This window comes from Vibrio sp. E150_018, from assembly GCF_053544035.1.
Window position 1 is genome coordinate 41,579 of the sequence record NZ_JBHGNY010000016.1, and the last position, 19,045, is coordinate 60,623.

Below are 19,045 nucleotides of genomic sequence, written 5' to 3' on the forward strand. Positions count from 1 at the left end.
TTCTAGTGCCCATTTCTCATGAGCTTGCTTCATCATTTGTTGATAATGGAATACTTTACCAACCACACCAATTTCAAGTTCCGCTTAAGCATGATGATAAGCAAAGCCAGACCATTACCGTCTATGCTCGCGAGTTAGTCAGTCTAGGGAAACAAACGCAAGATTTACCATGGCTGGTTTATTTCCAAGGTGGCCCAGGCTTTCCTTCCCCTAGAGCAAATGGACAATCGGGCTGGTTAAAAGCAGCGCTCCAGCAATATCGCGTATTGTTACTCGATCAACGAGGTACAGGGTTAAGTTCACCAATTACTCACCAAACACTTGAAGGCATGAGTAGTGATGAACAAGCAGACTATCTCTGCCATTTCAGAGCAGACAGCATTGTCAAAGATGCCGAAGCCATACGTAAACATTTCAATGTGGAAAAGTGGGCTATACTTGGTCAAAGCTTTGGTGGCTTTTGTTCATTAACCTATCTATCGCGTTATCCTAATAGTTTATTAAAATCTTATATCACTGGTGGCGTTCCTTCTTTAACTCGCCATGCCGATGAGGTTTACCAAGCAACTTACCTACGGGTAAAACAAAAAAATGACACTTTCTTCCGCCAATTTCCACAGGCGCAAACCTTGTGTCAACGCATTGCAGACTACTTGCTCAATCACCAAACCTATTTACCTAACGGCCAGCTATTTACCGTAGAACAATTTCAAATGATCGGTATTAACCTAGGTCGTGGTAATGCAGCGCTACCTATGTACTACCTGCTTGAAAGCGCTTTTGTCACCGTAGATGGCAAAGAAACATTAAGCTACGCGTTTTTGAATGCCATGTTGGCGGAGCAGGCTTACCAAACTAATCCTATCTATGCCATTTTGCATGAATCGATTTATTGTCAGCCTTTTGCTAAGAATGATTCAGAGCAAACAGCATCGGCTTGGTCGGCGCACCGTGTTCGACAAACCTACCCTGAGTTCAACTACCAAACTGGAAATCCTTTCTTATTTACAGGAGAAATGGTGTACCCGTGGATGTTTGAACAAATGCAATGCTTAAAACCATTAAAAGAGGCGGCAAACAAACTCGCTGAAAAGCAAGATTGGTCTGCTCTTTACGACGTAGAACAGTTAAAAAAGAATACCGTTCCCATTGCTTGCGCGGTTTATGTTGAAGATATGTATGTTGAGTTCGATTATTCACGTGAAACCCTAACAAATATACCGAACAGTCGCGCTTGGATGACCAATGAATATGAACACAATGGTATTGGTGTCGACGGTGAAACCATCTTTAATCGACTTGATGAGATGCTAAACCAAATTAGCTAATATTTTCAATATGCAAGAGAACAACGCCGATGTATCAATCACATCGGCGTTTTTATGTTATCGACCTATTTACACTGTAAAACCAACAGTGACAGTGTCACAATATTAAGAAGCGAATCTTATCAACATCTGCAATATTTCTCGTTCTTCAACGTAACTTGAATCCTTTATACTCAAGCCAACCCGCCGATTGGGTTCTATTACATGAACCTAGTGCGATTAATGCAACTGAATAAATAAAATTAGCGCCACCTGATTATCTCTTCTAAGTGGCGCTATCTGTTTTGCTACTCTTTATTCATACCATCAGCCATCGCATTAACTAAAGCATGATCTTTCGTATCTCCTGATAAATCCCATGAAAATATTCCTGCCAAATTATTAGCTTTGGCCCATGCAGCTTTAGCTTTAATAGATTCAGGATTATCGTAGCTAATGAACACTTGTTTTTCAGGGTTCCATAAATATGGCGCTTGGGCCACTTTATCATAGCCTTGTACGTAGCCCTGTTTGCTGGTGTAGTTCTTCATCAGATCCCAATACATGAAGAAGCCAGGCTCCGTTGTACCAAACGTTGCCCCTTTCTCTGAAGTTAATGTTGAGCTAGGTAACTTACCATCAAAGTCTTTCGTACCTTCCCAACCACGGCCAAAGAATGTCGCGCCAATAACCAATTTTTCTGGGGGGATACCTTGAGCGATCATTTGCTTAATGAACACATCTGCGCCCATTCCCCACCAACTACGCTCCGTTGCATGTAGATTAGTTAAATGGCCCGTTTGTTGACCCCAGCCGCCTAAAAAGTCGTAGGTCATAGCAAACATATTAGTTAGGTATTGCTCTGCGTTCTGAAAATCTATTTGGGTTGTTTTAGGACCAACCCCAACCGCCATAGATAATTCATACTCACGTTTTGTTTTCTCTTCTAACGCATCGAGATCTGCTCGAATAGTTTTTACTAAATAAGTAAAGGCTTCTTTTTCCAATGCTTTTTGTTCATCGGTTAATTTTGTGTCAGGATTCCATGGAGAAGTTGTTAAGCCACCGCCTCCTGGGTATTCCCAATCTAAATCAATACCATCAAAAAAATCATATTGAGCAATAAGCTCTACGGCTGTACGTGCAAATTGATCTATGGCTTTTTTATCCTTAGCCATCTCATGGAAAGGTTCAGACATTGTCCAACCGCCAAAGGATGGTAGAATTTTCAAATTTGGGTGATTAGCTTTTAATTGTGCTAATTGAGAAAAATGACCTTTGTAATCCACATCAACAGATACAGCCCCGAAATCATGCTCAAGCGCCGCCTCTTTATCGACAATAATGGCGGTATAAGGATCTTTTCCTTCACATTGCTGGGCAACCTGAGCTTGAACGGCTTCGCCCGCACCAGTATGTGGCCCACACATGGATAGAAATGCATAAATAATATGTGTCAATTTGTCCGCAGGAATATCGTGTACAGAATATGGATTGATATCGCTTTTATAAAACCAATCAGCAAAATAACCAGCAACGATGGGTGTGTTCACCGACTTTTCCGCCGCAAACACAGTTGTAGCACTGAAACTTACACACAAAATAGAACTTACCAACGTTGGTAATATTAATCTTTTCATTTCTATCTCCCAATAAATCACGACCAATCAAAGTACACGCAGTCTAAATGCACACTAAGCATATGATTATGCTCTCTCAATTCATCATGCTATTGCGTAAACTTAATCTTAATTATGAAGTTCGTAAAACCCAAAAGTTCAATTTATGACCTGTGGTTATTTTTTGAGGAAAAATAATGTATTTCATCATGTGTGTTGCATATTTTTTCAAATTAACACGCAAAATTCATAAGGCATTAAATGCAACCGTTTGGCTAAAAAGAAGCAATTTTAAAAATAGATAAGATCTAAAATTAGCAATCGTTTCCTTAAAATAAAGTGAGATCTAGGCATCTTTTTTCACTCACTTGGTTTGACTTGAGTTCGTTATATTTCAATTATGAGTACCTAATTAAACCTTACAGACTTTAGCTTGCTACCTTAATATCGCTTAGCTGAGTTATTTTTCTTCTGTTATTTCATTTCAATTATTAGATAGGGTTATACATGAGTAGTAAATTAGAACAACTTCGCGCACTCACTACCGTTGTTGCAGACACTGGTGATATTGATGCCATCGCGAAATACCAACCTCAAGATGCCACCACTAACCCATCATTGATTTTAAAAGCTGCGCAAATTGAAGACTATTCACGCCTGATTGATCAATCTATCGCTTATGCCAAAGCACAAAGCGACGATGCAGACCAACAAGTGCAAGATACTTGTGACATGTTAGCGGTAACGATTGGTCAAGAGATCTTAAAAGTGATTCCGGGTCGCATTTCAACCGAAGTAGACGCTCGTCTTTCATATGACACTGAAGGCAGTGTGAAAAAGGCTCGCCAGTTAATCAAAATGTACAACGATGCTGGTATTACTAACGACCGTATTTTGATCAAACTGGCTTCGACTTGGGAAGGCATTCGCGCAGCGGAAGTTTTAGAAAGTGAAGGCATCAACTGTAACCTCACCCTACTTTTCTCTTTTGCTCAAGCTCGCGCCTGTGCAGAAGCAGGCGTTTACTTAATCTCGCCGTTTGTTGGCCGTATTATGGACTGGCACAAAGCGAAAGAAGGTCGTGATTTTGAAGCAAGTGAAGATCCTGGTGTTAAATCTGTTACCAATATCTACAACTACTACAAAGAACATGGTTACGAAACGGTAGTCATGGGCGCAAGCTTCCGCAATACTGGTGAAATTTTAGAGCTTGCAGGTTGTGATCGCTTAACCATCAGCCCTCAGTTGTTACAAGAGCTGGAAGACAGCCAAGGTGAAGTGGTGCAAAAACTAAAATCGGCGCAAAGCATTCAAGCTCAACCAGAAAAAATGACGCATGCTGAGTTCTTGTGGGAACACAACCAAGATCCTATGGCGGTAGAAAAACTGGCTGAAGGCATCCGCGCTTTTGCTGTCGATCAAGGCAAACTAGAAGCCATGATTAAAGCGAAACTTTAAGCCTACAATTATCAAACTCTAAGAGTTGTTGAACTAGGCTTTACCTTGTTAAAATGGTCAGTTAGTTGCTGACCATTTTTGTTTATCGGAGTTCCTATGTATCTATACCCTACTATTTTGGTCGCCATTAATCCTAATGACATACATGCCAAACAGCTTGTTATTAAAGCCGCGACCATTGCGATGCAAAACCAAGCAGAACTTCACCTTGCTTATGTCGAAAAAGGCATTTTTAATACTCACTACCTATATCGAGATGAAGGGTTATTCAACTTTCATCCCGGAAAAGAACTGGATCGCATTCAACAATTGCATGAGTTGAGTCAATCAAGCCCTTATCCTGTAAAGAATATTCATTTTGCTGCGGGGGAAGTCATCAAACACTTAGAAGATTTAATTGAAGAAGTTGAAGCAAAGCTTGTCATCGTCGGTCATAAAAACAAGCTCACACACTTCTTTGGCGGTATTGAAAAAGATTTATCCGCCGATCTGCATTGCGATATTTTGCAAATGCATTGCTTTGAGTAATAGTCCAAAACCTTCATACAAATTAACCTTACAAGTGATATGACAGTCTTTATTCCTTAGTGAATAAAATTGTTATTAATCCAAGCACTATTTGTAATATATAAGGTAAAGTACTTTGCTTGTTACGCCGCCCTGCCATGCTAACAGTAAGGTGCAATAAGCGACTACCGACCTATCACGCGATCTATTATCATACGAGCCACTCTCAAACTCTCCATTCCAACACTTGCCAGTTTTCTTGATCAGAATGGGCTTTTAAAGCTGGGCATGGATTCACTAAATACGCATAATCGGCAAACTCACACAAAGGTAAATCATTGATTGAATCAGTGTAGAAATGGATTTCGGAAAAGCCTTCTGGCTGGCGCTTAATCCATTCTTTCAAGCGTAATACTTTGCCCTCGCGATAACTTGGAATACCCGAAATCTCTGGCGTATAGCAACCTTGCTTGGTCACCAAGTCAATACCTAAAGCATGGGGTATTCCAAGGTGACGTCCAACGACACTCACTAAAAATGACACGCTAGCGGAAATGATCACCATAGTTATTTCTTGTTGTTTAAGCTGCTCAATCAAGCCCTTCGATTGAGCAAATTGCTTAGCTAAGATCTCTTCCACCACGCATTCTTCCACCAGTTGATTAACCTCTTCAACCGGCAAGCTCACTAAAGGGGCAATCGAGAACTCAAGATAATCTTGCATATCCATTTTCCCTTGTGCATACAGGCTCATTAAACGCTTATCTTGCTCAAGAAAACTTGCGTCAGTGATGATGCCTTTACGCACTAAAAAAGCATTCCATAACATCGCACAATCAGCATCAATTAACGTCTCATCCATATCAAAGACATACAAAGGTTGTGTCATGTTAAGCACCCACAGGTTGAATTTCATTGAGATTAAAGAGTAGCTCAAGCGAACTCCCTTCTGGCATCAAGCGTTCAGATGAACGGTTTAATAAATCGACCGTTAACTCACACTCATCCACCGCTACTTGATAACGAATAATATTGCCTAATAATTGGTGACTTTTAATCACCCCTTGTCTTGGTGAAGAGATATGTTGCGCATACTGACGCCCTTCTTCTTTGACATAAATCGACTCTGGACGGATCGCCACTTTGCTTGTCGTATCAAGGTCAAACAAGGCTTTAGCACAACGGCCATCAATCAGGTTATAGTGTCCCATAAAACCGGCTACAAACTCATTGGCAGGTTGGGTATAAATCGCTTCTGGTGAACCCGCTTGTACTATCTCACCTTGGTTCATCAAGAAGATGCGGTCAGACATGATCATCGCCTCTTCCTGATCGTGAGTGACAAAAATTGTAGTCAGGTTCATCTCTTTTTGAATGTCGCGAATTTGTTGGCGTAAATGCTTACGAATTTTAGCATCCAATGCCGATAACGGCTCATCCAACAATAAAATTCTCGGTTTTACAACCAAAGCACGCGCTAAAGCCACACGCTGACGCTGACCACCTGATAATTGATGTGGATACTGTTTCTCTTTGCCTTTTAAATCCACTAACTCAATCACTTGGCTCACCAGCTTAGCGACCTCACCGGAAGCCACTTTTTTCATTTTCAGCCCAAAAGCAATGTTGCCCTCAACGGTCATATTCGGAAACAAAGCATACGACTGAAACACCATGCCAATGCCACGCTCTTGTGGTGATTGATGCGTAATGTTTTCATCATTGACCCAAATCTCACCTTGATCGACCGGATTTAATCCTGCAAGGCTACGCAATAAAGTTGATTTACCACAGCCACTTGGCCCTAAAAGCGTAATAAATTCGCCTTGTTCAATGCTAAAATCCACATTCTCAAAAACAGTATTATCGCCAAATGATTTGGTTAATTGTTTTGCAGTGACATAACTCATGCTGTTACTCCGCGGCTGAAACGACTTGCCAACCAAGTCAATACAAAGATAAAGATGAAATAAGTGATAACCAGTGCAGAAGTAAAGTGACCACTGGTTTGTCGCATGTTGAAGAGATAAATTTGTAGCGTCTCATAACGTGTTCCGACCAGGATATTGGCAAAAACAAACTCACCTAATAAGAAAGAGAAAGACAAAAACAACGATGCCATTAAGCCTTTCTTCAAATTCGGTAAGATGATCAGTAAAAACGCTTTGCTGGTACTCGCGCCTAACAAATGCGCGGCATCCATCAAATCGTGCAGATTGATCGATTCAAAACTGTTCGCAATAGCGCGATACATAAATGGCACCGCGATAGTGAAGTAGGTTCCAACTAGAATCCACGGCGTCCCCACTAACGACCAATCGCTGTCTGCATACAATTGCAACAACCCCACAGATGACACCACTGGCGGTACGGCGAACGGTAACAAGATCATAATATTCATGACCTTATCCAGCTTTGGAAAGTAGTAAAACACCACAAAAATTGCCGATAAAATCAACACTACACTGAGTAACAGCGCCGCGATACAAATAAATAACGAACGTCCAAAAGCTTGCACAAAACGCGGGTCGGTCAGTAATTGCACATACCAATCTAAGGTGAAACCATCCGGTAAAATGGTCGCCCCCCAACGTGATGAGATGGAATACACTAATGTGGCGACAATCGGGATCATCATGACGCTAACAATGCTAAACACTACGGTTTGATGGAATAGCATCGTTTTATGAAATCGAGTATTCAGTTCTTTCATGACTATTTACTTCCCTTTTTCGCTGCGTAACTTTTTGAAATAAGCCACTGATTAATTACTGTGATGAAAGCTAAAATACCCATCAAAATAACGGAAATGGCGGCGGCTAAGTTCGGCTCAAGGAAGAGATCGCCAGACACCAAACTCGCAATACGAATCGTGATCAAGTTGTAGTTACCGGAAGTTAATGCATAGACGCTAGCATAAGCTCCCATCGCATTAGCCACTAGAATAATAAAAGTACCGAGCAATGCCGGAGATAACACAGGAAGCGCCACGCGACACCAGTATTGAAAGGTATTAGCGCCAAGCAAAGAAGCGGCCGATTGCCAATCATCGCTTAACGCATCGAACGCTGGATAAAGCAGCAACACCGCAAGTGGGATTTGAAAGTAGATATAAATCGCCAATAGACCCCATTGTCCATAAAGATCAAAATCTCCCAGCAGGTCATATTGTTTGAGCAACAAAGTCACCGCGCCATTAGTGCCTAATATAATAATGAACGCAAATGACAACGGAACACCGGAAAAATTACTGCTCATATTGGTAAAAGCAACCACTGCATCGCGCAATCTGCCACTGACTTTTCGCAGTGACGACACCAATAAAGTGGCAATCGCCAGCCCAATAAAGCTGGACCAAATCGACAGCCATAAGCTATTGCCGAACGCTTGCATCATAAATGCAGAATCCAGCACTTCTAAGTAATTATCCAAACCAAACACTTCATCATAAATAAAGCTATTGACCAACACCCACAACATAGGCGCGAGTTGAAATAGGTAAAACACCACAGCGAAAGGCACAAGCCAAATGGCAGGTTTGCTCTTCTTCAACCAAAGACAAACAGGCTGCTTTGTCGCCTTTTGTTGTGTCGAAGTAGCGGAACATGAGATAGGAGAATTCATACGGCTAATAATCCTTGAGTCACATCTTTTTGGTGTTGAATGCCCAATAATTGACATACGTTGCCACAAATATCTGTTTGTTTAATCTTGCAGTCTTGATGAGAAAACCCATCGCCAATCACCACAAATGGCACTTCTCTTTCTTCTAGCAAAATACCGCCATGGGATAGATCATTATTCATACCGTGATCACTGGTGATGATCAGTTGATAGCCCTCTTGTAACCAAGTATCGATATAGTGCGACAAAATAATATCGGCATGACGAGCAGCGTTTCGATATTGACGAGAATCTAAACCAAACTTATGACCGGTATCGTCAATATTCATCGGATGGATCAACAAAAAATCAGGCTGATGCGTTTGTCTTAAATGTTCGGCATCCAAAAACAAAGCTTCGTCTGGATAACTATCCCAGTGATAAAAACAACCATGCTGAATATTAAGAGCCTTATTGTGGGTAAATCGGTCACGCACTGCCTCATATGGCGCACGGTTATACAGCTCGCTCACCCAATGATAGGCAGCAGCCGCGGTGGTTTTTCCTTGTGAGGTTGCTAGGCTAAATATCGATTCATGATGTGAACGTCGTACAATTTGATTGCTGACAATGCCACTGTCGACCGGACGAACCCCAGTTAAAATACATTCATACAACGGGCGAGACATGGAAGGTAGCTCACTTTGTACGGTATAAAACGTCGCGCGCTGTTGCTCTAGTAGACCATTTAAGTAGCCCATACAATCACGGGCTACCTGGTTATTCAGTCCATCTAAAACAACAAGGATAACCTTATTGTTCATACTCATAGCCCTACTTCTGGTTAATCAAAACGCTTTCTTGCCATTGACGCGGCAGTTTACGTGCTGATTTTTCCCATGCGGCAAAGTCAGTCACTGGATGAACATTTTTATATTGCTCATTAGGCAGTAGCTTATCTTGTACCGATTTAGGTAAAGTAATGTTGGTGCGGATAGGACGCGCATACCCTTCCGCTAAGTTGATTTGCCCTTGATCACTAAAGATATATTCACGAGCAAGTTTGGCTGCGTTTGGGTTTTTCGCGTATTTGTTGATTAAAGTAGTGTAACCAGAAATGATAGAGCCATCTTGTGGAATATTGACGGTGAAGCGCTCACGGTCGATTTTGTCACGATAGTTTAATGCATTGAAATCCCATAAAATCGCTACTTCGACTTCCCCTTTCTCAAGGTTTGCAATGCTTGGGTCGGTATAAGAAAGTCGACCTTGTTTCGCCAGTTCACCAAAGAACTTCAATGCCGGTTTTAAGTTCGCTTCATCACCACCATTCGCAAATGCTGCCGCCAATACCGCATTGTTAGCTTGCGCCGCTACCCCCACATCGCCTACCGTCACTTTATAGTTACCCTTTAGTAGGTCAGCCCATGTTTTTGGTGCATTTTTCACAAGGTTATTATTCGAGATAAAAGAAATCGTACCGGTATAAGCAAGTGCCCAATGACCGTCTTTATCCTTTGCCCAATCTGGGATCTCATCCCAAGTAGTCGGTTTATACGGTTGAGTTACTCCTTTTTTCACCGCAACGCGCGCAAAAGCAAATCCGACATCACCAATATCCGCCGTGGCATTTTTCTTTTCCGCTTCAAACTTAGCAATTTCTTGCGCTGAGCTCATATCGGTATCTTGGTGTTTTAGACCGTACTTTTCGTTCAAATCTTGCCAAGTGTCTTTCCAGTTTGCCCAAGTATCGGGCATTCCAACGCTATATACCGCACCTTCTTTTTTTGCTGCAGTCACTAATGAATCGATATCGCTTTCCTTTGCAAATACTGATGAAGAGACACCTACCGCTATCAATGCAGTCACAACATGCTTTATCGGAAATTGAATTGAACGACTTGTTAAGGTTTTCATGTTTTTCCATCCTTCTGGACTAGGTCAGTGAGTTCACTAGCTATCCTAGGGACGAAAAATGACGGTTCCATGCCACTTTTTTGACAGTTTTAATGACTTTATATGACGGAATCATTTCAAGATACCTCACCGAAACTTGTCATATTTCTGTTACCTTTGATGATTAAATTTAATGGGAATTACTCATGGACTAGGTCAAGAATACAAGTGAACAATGCTCCCCTATTTACAACTCAGCTCAGCAAAATTAAATCGGAACTAAAAAATAAAATTCACTCTGGACAGTTACAACAAGGACAAAAAATCCCATCAGAAAGGGAGCTGAGTACCTTGTTTGACACTACGCGCATTACAATCAAAGATGCGCTGATTGCACTAGAAACTGAAGGGGTTATTTACCGAGAAAAGCGTCGTGGTTGGTACGTTTCACCAGAACGATTAACCTATAACCCTCTCTCCCGTTGTCACTTTCATCAAATGGTCAATGAACAAAATCGAACCGCGAAAACTCACTTGATAAAGGTTCGTAAAGAGCTTGCCAATGCTGATTACGCACAAGCATTAGCCTTAAAGCAACCAGAGCCCATAATCATTATTGAGCGCTTGCGTTTAATTGATGGACGTGCCGTTTTGTTCGTTGAAAACATCTTAAAAGAAAAGTTATTTGAAGGGATTTTAGAAGAGTGCCTGACTTCATCGCTAACACTGTTATATCAAAACAAGTACGGTTACCAGACTTCTCATTCTCAATTTGAAGTGATCCCCACTGCAGCTCCTTACCATGTGGCAAATGCGTTGAACCTAGCGGAAGGCCAGCCTGTACTCAAAATTCAACGAACCAATTATAAGCAAGATGGCGAGTTGATCGATTGTGAGTTTGAATATTGGCGACCCGATGCGGTGCGGATAAAGATTGGTTAGGAGTCACTTAATGTGGTAACCATGGTTATTACTTAATTTCTCTCCCATATCCATACCTGCTATACTCTGCGCCATTAAAATGCATTTCGTTATTTGCACTCACTTTTGGTGGTTTCACTTTTATTTTTAATACTCCAAGAAGTACCCCAAAAGGGCTTGAGGCGCAAAATTTAAAACACAAGGTAAATAAATTCAAATGGTTAACAACGCAATTCAGTGGTTTCCAGGTCATATGCATAAAGCTCGTAAAGAGATCGAAGAGGTCATTCCTAAAATTGATGTCATTATTGAAGTGCTGGATGCGCGCATTCCATTCTCGAGTGAAAACCCTCTGATTTCGCAACTGCGTGGTGATAAGCCTTGCGTTAAAGTACTGAATAAGCGCGATTTATCTGATCCGGAACTGACTCAAATGTGGATTGATCATTTTGAGAAAGAACAAGGCGTAAAAGCCATGGCAATTACCACAGAAAACCCACAAGAAGTATTTAAGATCATGGAGTTGTGTCGCAAGCTGGCACCAAACCGTGAAGCGATTGGTAAAGATATTCGCACTATGATTATGGGCATTCCAAATGTCGGTAAGTCGACAATCATCAATACCTTAGCCGGTAGAATGATCGCACAAACTGGTAACCAACCGGCGGTAACACGTCGTCAGCAACGCATTAACTTACAAAATGGTATGGTGCTTTCAGACACTCCGGGGATTTTGTGGCCTAAAGTAGAGAACCCGCATAGTGGTTTTCGTCTAGCGGCTACCGGCGCGGTTAAAGATACGGCAATGGAATACGATGAAGTGGCTTTTTATACGGTTGAGTATTTAGCTAAGCAATACCCTGAACTACTTAAAGAACGCTACAACATTGATGAATTGCCAGAAACTGAAATTGAATTAATGGAAGCAATTGGTCGTAAGCGTGGTGCTTTGCGTGCCGGTGGACGAATTGATCTACATAAAGCCTCTGAAATTCTGCTACATGAACTTCGTAATGGCACACTCGGCAAAATCACTCTTGAGCTGCCGGAAATGATCACGGAAGAATTAATTCAAGTTGAGATTGAAGCTGAGCGTAAAAAAGAAATGCAAATTAAGAAAAAAGAAGAACGTCGTAAACGCTACCTGCGTAACAAACGTTAATCTTGCTTTTGTAGTCTCTTAGAGCGGTTTGATTGATTGGCGGCAGGTTTTCCTACCGCCTTTTTTCTTTCTTTATATAAATGTCGAATCGCCAAGAGTGGATGCGGTAGTAACATTCTCGGGCCAGAGTAACGCATCACTAAACGCATTTGCTCTTTTTGCTCCGGTTTATAGCAGTGTATTGGGCACTTATTGCATGTTGGCTTGCTCTCGCCATACGGACAACGATCTAAGCGCATTCGAGCATAATCCACCAAATCGTTGCATTGCTGGCATAGCGAGCCGTCAGCATGATGGTGCGCGCGACAATAGATCTCCACCATTGCCGTCACAGTTTTCATTTCAGTGCGTAATGCACCTTGTAAAATATCATCTTGCATCGTTCCAACCTACACCGGTATTTCTTACTTTTCTTCAGCAATAGAAAGCAATACATCTTCTAGTTGTTGCCACGGCATTAATTGACTATCAATCACTTCAATGCGAGATTCAAAACCATCCAAACTGACTTGATTTACAGACACCACACTATTCGAAACATTAAAGGCGTAACAACCTTGGTCGGTATTCATTACTGCTTTGACTCGTTCAGCTGTGAGTGCAGATAGCATTGAAAAAAGTTGATCAAAATTAAACGTAAATTCAGCGCCAAATAACCAACCACAACTGTGATAACCTTGCCCTTTATTTTCTTTGCGAACAAATTTTTCACCAGGTTTTAAACCGAACTGAAGGTCCAGAGCATCATGGTGATGATGGTGTCCATTTACCGGTTCACCTTGGTAACTGACTATTCTTTCTATATCGAGTAGAGAAAGATCTAATTCTCCTTGGATAGCGGTAACCAAATGCAATTGTTCAGTGTTAGCACTATGCTTTTTCTTAAATGATTCAAACCAAATTGCTAATTGCGCTAAATCACTTTCCGCAACTAGATCAACTTTGTTGGCCATGATAATTTGAGCGGAGTCGAGCTGATCATTAAAATTTTGATTTTCGGTATATTTACCAAATGACAAATGCCTTGGATCAACTAATGCTATCGTAGCTTTTAAATCAACGTAAGGCATAAATTGTTCAGATAGTAACTTAGCAATCACTTCTTTGGGATGACCTAGACCAGTTGGCTCAATGAGCAAGCGATCCGGTTTTGTTCGTAGGAGTGCATTAATCCCTACTGACATAGGAACGCCCGCAGTACAACACATACATCCACCAGGGATTTCTTTAATCATCGCACCTTGATCTGTCATCAACGCACCATCAACACCAACTTCTCCAAATTCATTAACTAAAACCGCCCAATTTTCATCTTTTGGCTTATTTTTGAGTAAATGCAAAATGGTGGTGGTTTTCCCTGCGCCTAAAAAACCTGTAATGATGTTGGTTGGCACTCTTTGTATCATGTTATGCTCCACTGAACCGTGTGTTAATAGCCAACTCATTTTAATGATGCAGTAGATAACCACAACAGATAACTTCAGCTACAATAAATATTTAGTCACATAAACGCAAAAAGCGCACCCATTTGAGTGCGCTTCTCCCCTCGAGACTCAATCGTGAGTATGCGAATCATATAGTGTTATTACGCTATGATCATATTCGAGGATTTCAATTGATACTTAATTTTTACATCCATATTGTTGTGCCATTATCTAAATACATCGCCTTTGTAACTGGCTACGTCGATAGAAGATGATTTCCTCCGTGGTGAAATGTCACTCTCTTCTATCTAATTATAAGAATGGCACAAAAACACCAGATGACAAGTGACTAAATAACATCTTCTATAGAGCCTTAAGACACTCTCTCGTAAGCGAATAAAAATATTATTATTTTTCGATATGTACACTTTTAATGATCTGAGTAAAATAACTTTTAGTAACAATTTGATGTAATACTGTGATTGCATCTTATAATGATATGGCACTTTATTTTTCAATGTATCTATTCTTCATCTAAACAGATACTAGACCTTTTTTCAGCAATGGCGGAAAAATCAAACCTAATGGCTAACTCAAAATCATTTCGAAACTCTCTATCACAATACAAATCTAAAAAATTTGTTGGCGTTATTCTAACTAGAGATAAGACACCAATATCTATCTTATTACTTTCTGTGATTGTGGGACTGTTAGCAGGTTTAGTTGGCTCTTTCTTTGAAATTGGCGTTCATTGGATCTCTGAAACTCGTACCGATTGGCTAAAGCAAGAAATGAATTCTCTGCTGCCTTTATGGCTTTCAGCCATCTTGGTCAGTGCTGGATTAGCATTTATCGGTTATTACCTTGTCAGTCGATTTGCGCCTGAAGCTGCAGGTTCTGGGATCCCTGAAATTGAAGGCGCAATGGATGATATTCGTCCTGTACGTTGGTGGAGAGTGCTTCCGGTTAAATTCTTTGGCGGGCTTGGGGCCTTAGGCTCTGGTATGGTGTTGGGCCGAGAAGGTCCTACTGTTCAAATGGGTGGTAATATTGGTCGTATGGTTTCTGATATTTTTCGCTTAAAAGATCCAGATGGACGCCACTCTCTACTCGCTTGTGGTGCGGCAGGTGGTTTGGCAGCGGCATTTAATGCACCACTGGCTGGTATCATGTTTGTGGTTGAAGAAATGCGCCCACACTTCCGCTACAACCTGCTCTCAATTAAAGCGGTTATTATTTCTTCGGTGATATCGACTATCGTTTTCCGTTCGATTAGAGGGCAAGCGGCAGTTATCATTATGCCGCAGTATATTGCACCCGATCTCAATACGTTGTGGCTATTTCTCGTCTTAGGGTTAATCTTCGGTATTTTTGGGGTCACCTTCAACCGATTGGTGACGTGGTCACAAGATATGTTTGTACTGATTCACCGTAATGATAGAAAACGTTACTTAATCACTGGCACAATCATCGGCGGAACATTTGGGCTACTATTACTTTACCTTCCTGAATTAACTGGTGGTGGTATTCAACTTATTCCTGGAGCAACCACTGGCGATTACAGCATCAACTTACTACTCATTTTATTTTTTGCCCGTGTTGCAACTACCTTAATCTGTTTTGGCTCTGGAGCGCCAGGGGGAATTTTCGCTCCCATGCTTGCTCTTGGTACTTTATTTGGTACTTTCTTTGGGCAATTTGCGCTTTATTTCGATCCAAGCTTAAACATCGACCCAGGTATGTTTGCTATCGCCGGAATGGGAGCACTTTTTGCGGCAACCGTACGAGCCCCTATTACAGGTATTTTATTGGTAATAGAAATGACTAATAACTACCATCTAATTTTACCTTTAATCATTACAACACTCGGTGCAACCATAATGGCTCAGCTACTTGGTGGACAACCGATCTATACGCAATTACTTCATAGAACCTTGAAAAAGGCTAAGCTTCAACAAGGTGATCTTCCGAAACATACTGAAGAAAAGATCGAATCAACTACCAACGCATAAACAAAACGTTATCATAATTCTGCACCATTTTACTCCTCTCACCACAAAGCAATCGCACCAACATTGATCGTAAAGATCAATATTGGTGCGTTTAATTTTGTTATTGTTATTACTTTTTAACCAATAAAACCAAGCTTCCCTTAACTAACTTTACTTTTAATAATGGCATAATTTTTGCTTAATGAAACAGCAATTGCATCAAAATAGTGCTGATTTTTTCACCGTTGTGCATCGCTAACACTATAAGTTAAATACGTTCATTTTTAGGAGATACGTAAACATGGATGAATCCACCACTCAAGTATATGGCACAGTACAAGCACTGACCCAAAGCTCTGATACTTTATTCTTATTACTCGGTGCTATCATGGTCTTTCTTATGCATTCAGGATTTGCCTTTCTTGAAGTGGGTACTGTAAGGCATAAGAACCAAGTTAACGCGTTAGTCAAAATACTTTCCGATTTCGGTGTATCCACCATTGCTTATTTCTTTTTTGGTTACTGGGTTGCTTACGGCCACTCTTTTTTCGTTGATGCTCCGACCCTTTCAGCAGGTAATGGCTACGAACTGGTTAAATTCTTTTTCTTATTGACCTTTGCAGCAGCAATTCCGGCAATTGTCTCTGGCGGTATCGCCGAACGAGCTCGCTTCTACCCTGTGTTGACCGGTACATTCTTTATCGTTGGCTTAGTGTATCCATTATTTGAAGGCATGGTCTGGAATGGTAATTTTGGTCTACAAGCATGGTTTGAAACCACCTTTGGTACTGGGTTTCACGACTTTGCAGGCTCAGTGGTTGTACACAGTGTCGGAGGCTGGATTGCACTAATCGCCGTGATATTCCTTGGCATGCGAAACGGACGGATCCGCGCCGGTAAACATACTAACTTTGCGCCATCTAATATCCCATTTCTTGCACTAGGCGCATGGATACTATGTGTTGGCTGGTTCGGCTTTAATGTTATGTCGGCACAAACTATTAATGGTATTAGTGGGTTAGTAGCAATTAACTCTTTAATGGCGATGGCGGGCGGAATATTAGCGGCAATGGTGATGGGTAAAAATGATCCAGGCTTTATTCATAATGGTCCACTGGCGGGCTTAGTCGCGGTTTGTGCTGGTTCAGATTTAATGCATCCCATCGGCGCATTAGCAACGGGTGTTGTGGCTGCTGCAATTTTTGTATGGCTATTTACCTTTATGCAAAACAAAACCAAAATCGATGACGTATTAGGTGTTTGGCCGCTGCATGGCGTGTGTGGAGCATGGGGCGGTATTGCTGCCGGTATCTTTGGACAAACGGCACTCGGTGGAATGGGCGGTGTGAGTTTAACCGTTCAAGTTCTCGGTACATTACTAGGTATTACTATTGCCGTATTAGGTTCAGTTCTGGTCTATGGTTCGATTCACAAAGTATCAGGCTTACGCTTGAGCCAAGAAGAAGAATATAACGGTGCTGATTTATCTATTCACAAAATCAGCTCAACCAATGAAGATTAATATTGATTAACTTCACTAGGACTATTTTAGCAATTGCATATACCCAAGTAACTTCAAGGTGCGAGTTTCAGCAAGAATAAAATAAGCTTTAGGCAAGACAAATTAAAGATGATCATAGTCATTCTATCTCTGTTCAATTTAACGCCACATAAAGCTTGTTTTAACTTGCCCTTCGGGAGCTTCATCCAAACCTCTTATTTTTATAAGAGATAGGCCGCTTCAGCTTGGTTTGAAAAGTACTTATATAGAATATTAATTGTTATTAACTTGATGCATTTTAGGCAGCCAACATGCCCCTCTCACGCCGCTTGAATCACCGTACTTCGCTTTTAAAATTTTAGTGTTACACACATCCGAAAAAACATAAGATCCAATTGCATCGTTTATATCTTGGTAAATTTCTTCTACATTCGACAAACCGCCACCAAGCACAATCACATGTGGATCAAGTATATTTATGACCGATGCCAAACTACGGGCACACATATTAATAAACGATAAATAATGTTGCTCAGCATTCGTATTGCCAGCACGTTTTAAATCCATGATTTCTGCAGAGTTGTAGTCTGTGCCATGTTGTTGATTGTAGCGTTCAGAAAAACCTGAGCCTGAAATAAAGCGTTCAATGCAGTTAATTTTTCCGCAGTAACATTGCTGTGCGAGTCCATCATTATCTCGATGATATTGTGGCAAGGTATTATGTCCCCACTCTCCGGCAATCGCATTGGGCCCAGAAAGTAACTGACCATTGACAACAACACCACCACACCCCGTACCAATAATGACGCCAAAGACTGTGGGATGCCCAGAGCCTGCGCCATCTTGAGCTTCCGATAATGTAAAACAATCGGCATCATTTGCGATAAATACGGGTTGCTTAATTATATCAGCAATATCTTTATCCAAATGCTGACCATTCAATATTAAGCAATTACAGTTTTTTATGGTTTGGCTATCAGGGCTTATCGCACCAGGTAGGCCGATACCAATGGTCATAGGCTGTTGTAATGTTTGTTGGATAGTTTGAATAAAACCGGTGACTGTTGATAAGAATTCAGAGTAACTACAGGTTGGCGTCGCGATTCTCTGTTGATAAATAGTTTGACCATCTTCCGATAGCACGACCGCTTCAATTTTTGTTCCACCAATATCCAGACCTAAACTAAGCATTTCATTTTCCTTATATACTCAAGTCACTTCTACTTTGTCTTTCTTAAATCTACACTCTATTCATTTATTAGAAACCATTAAATTCTTTATTTATGCGATAGAGCGCACTAAAAATTAAGTGATCTAGATCACAATAATTGTTTTTTATTTCCAACATAAAATGGCAACATTTAGAAAAGTAAGCACTGATAAAGTATGTTATTGGGATCAAAATGCATTCTTATCAAAAAATATGCACAAACAAAACATAACCACTTGAAAAATAATTATTTTTAAAAAAGTAATACAGACAAAATCTAATGCTTTTTAAGGGCGTGCCTATGTCTAACGTCATTCAGCAAATTTTTTATAGACACCTAATATTGACAAAAGTTTCACATTAATCGATTGATAAACTATTCTTACAACAGTATTGTATAGGCAGATATTGATAACTTTATAGTTTTCAATAACTCGCTAACAAAA

General features: G+C 40.8%; 17 protein-coding genes. 7 read left to right on the top strand and 10 right to left on the bottom strand.

Annotated features, from left to right (window positions below):
• The first annotated feature begins 11 nt into the window (after positions 1 to 11).
• Positions 12 to 1,328, top strand: coding sequence for an alpha/beta fold hydrolase (locus ACE3G9_RS13895; protein ID WP_417880906.1), 1,317 nt, complete (start codon positions 12 to 14; stop codon positions 1,326 to 1,328).
• Between the two features lie 287 nt (positions 1,329 to 1,615).
• On the opposite strand, the gene ACE3G9_RS13900 is transcribed toward ACE3G9_RS13895, so the two are convergent.
• On the bottom strand, positions 1,616 to 2,947 hold the full coding sequence (locus ACE3G9_RS13900; protein ID WP_417880852.1) for a glycoside hydrolase family 18 protein: 1,332 nt from the start codon (positions 2,945 to 2,947) through the stop codon (positions 1,616 to 1,618).
• Positions 2,948 to 3,433: 486 nt separating this feature from the next.
• Here ACE3G9_RS13900 and tal point away from each other — a divergent pair, with 486 nt between their 5' ends.
• Together tal and ACE3G9_RS13910 are read left to right on the top strand one after the other, a co-directional pair.
• Complete coding sequence (tal, locus tag ACE3G9_RS13905) at positions 3,434 to 4,384, top strand: transaldolase (protein ID WP_449219453.1); 951 nt, start codon at positions 3,434 to 3,436, stop codon at positions 4,382 to 4,384.
• A gap of 96 nt (positions 4,385 to 4,480) precedes the next feature.
• Complete coding sequence (locus ACE3G9_RS13910) at positions 4,481 to 4,912, top strand: universal stress protein (RefSeq protein ID WP_417880854.1); 432 nt, start codon at positions 4,481 to 4,483, stop codon at positions 4,910 to 4,912.
• Between the two features lie 205 nt (positions 4,913 to 5,117).
• On the opposite strand, the gene ACE3G9_RS13915 is transcribed toward ACE3G9_RS13910, so the two are convergent.
• The 6 genes from ACE3G9_RS13915 to ACE3G9_RS13940 are packed head-to-tail and all read right to left on the bottom strand — an operon-like array spanning position 5,118 to position 10,411.
• Positions 5,118 to 5,780: an HAD family hydrolase gene (locus tag ACE3G9_RS13915; protein WP_449219454.1), complete on the bottom strand. Its 663-nt coding sequence runs from the start codon at positions 5,778 to 5,780 to the stop codon at positions 5,118 to 5,120.
• A 1-nt stretch (position 5,781) separates the two neighbouring features.
• A complete protein-coding gene (locus ACE3G9_RS13920; protein ID WP_449219455.1) occupies positions 5,782 to 6,801 on the bottom strand; it encodes an ABC transporter ATP-binding protein in 1,020 nt (339 codons plus the stop codon).
• Entirely contained in the window at positions 6,798 to 7,604 is an 807-nt protein-coding gene (locus tag ACE3G9_RS13925; protein ID WP_449219456.1) for an ABC transporter permease, read from the bottom strand. Before ACE3G9_RS13925 ends, ACE3G9_RS13920 begins: the two co-directional genes overlap by 4 nt.
• 2 nt (positions 7,605 to 7,606) lie before the next feature.
• Complete coding sequence (locus tag ACE3G9_RS13930) at positions 7,607 to 8,515, bottom strand: ABC transporter permease (RefSeq protein ID WP_449219457.1); 909 nt, start codon at positions 8,513 to 8,515, stop codon at positions 7,607 to 7,609.
• Positions 8,512 to 9,318: an alkaline phosphatase family protein gene (locus ACE3G9_RS13935; RefSeq protein ID WP_417880907.1), complete on the bottom strand. Its 807-nt coding sequence runs from the start codon at positions 9,316 to 9,318 to the stop codon at positions 8,512 to 8,514. The genes ACE3G9_RS13930 and ACE3G9_RS13935 overlap by 4 nt, the downstream gene beginning before the upstream one ends.
• Before the next feature lie 10 nt (positions 9,319 to 9,328).
• A complete protein-coding gene (locus tag ACE3G9_RS13940; RefSeq protein ID WP_417880859.1) occupies positions 9,329 to 10,411 on the bottom strand; it encodes an ABC transporter substrate-binding protein in 1,083 nt (360 codons plus the stop codon).
• Positions 10,412 to 10,612: 201 nt separating this feature from the next.
• Here ACE3G9_RS13940 and ACE3G9_RS13945 point away from each other — a divergent pair, with 201 nt between their 5' ends.
• Both ACE3G9_RS13945 and ylqF read left to right on the top strand, forming a co-directional pair.
• Positions 10,613 to 11,332 carry a UTRA domain-containing protein gene (locus ACE3G9_RS13945; RefSeq protein WP_449219467.1) on the top strand — a complete coding sequence of 240 codons (720 nt, stop codon included), beginning with the start codon at positions 10,613 to 10,615 and terminating at the stop codon, positions 11,330 to 11,332.
• A gap of 196 nt (positions 11,333 to 11,528) precedes the next feature.
• On the top strand, positions 11,529 to 12,473 hold the full coding sequence (gene ylqF / locus ACE3G9_RS13950; protein WP_417880860.1) for a ribosome biogenesis GTPase YlqF: 945 nt from the start codon (positions 11,529 to 11,531) through the stop codon (positions 12,471 to 12,473).
• Here ylqF and ACE3G9_RS13955 read toward each other — a convergent pair.
• Both ACE3G9_RS13955 and ACE3G9_RS13960 read right to left on the bottom strand, forming a co-directional pair.
• Positions 12,470 to 12,853 carry a nitrous oxide-stimulated promoter family protein gene (locus ACE3G9_RS13955; protein WP_417880861.1) on the bottom strand — a complete coding sequence of 128 codons (384 nt, stop codon included), beginning with the start codon at positions 12,851 to 12,853 and terminating at the stop codon, positions 12,470 to 12,472. The two genes, ylqF and ACE3G9_RS13955, sit on opposite strands and share 4 nt — an antisense overlap.
• Before the next feature lie 24 nt (positions 12,854 to 12,877).
• On the bottom strand, positions 12,878 to 13,879 hold the full coding sequence (locus ACE3G9_RS13960) for a CobW family GTP-binding protein (RefSeq protein ID WP_417880862.1): 1,002 nt from the start codon (positions 13,877 to 13,879) through the stop codon (positions 12,878 to 12,880).
• 602 nt (positions 13,880 to 14,481) lie between these two features.
• Here ACE3G9_RS13960 and clcA point away from each other — a divergent pair.
• Entirely contained in the window at positions 14,482 to 15,909 is a 1,428-nt protein-coding gene (clcA, locus tag ACE3G9_RS13965; RefSeq protein WP_417880863.1) for a H(+)/Cl(-) exchange transporter ClcA, read from the top strand.
• Between the two features lie 280 nt (positions 15,910 to 16,189).
• On the top strand, positions 16,190 to 17,410 hold the full coding sequence (locus ACE3G9_RS13970) for an ammonium transporter (RefSeq protein ID WP_449219458.1): 1,221 nt from the start codon (positions 16,190 to 16,192) through the stop codon (positions 17,408 to 17,410).
• A 252-nt stretch (positions 17,411 to 17,662) separates the two neighbouring features.
• Here ACE3G9_RS13970 and ACE3G9_RS13975 read toward each other — a convergent pair whose 3' ends face one another.
• A complete protein-coding gene (locus ACE3G9_RS13975; RefSeq protein WP_449219459.1) occupies positions 17,663 to 18,580 on the bottom strand; it encodes an ROK family protein in 918 nt (305 codons plus the stop codon).
• Between the last annotated feature and the right edge of the window lie 465 nt (positions 18,581 to 19,045).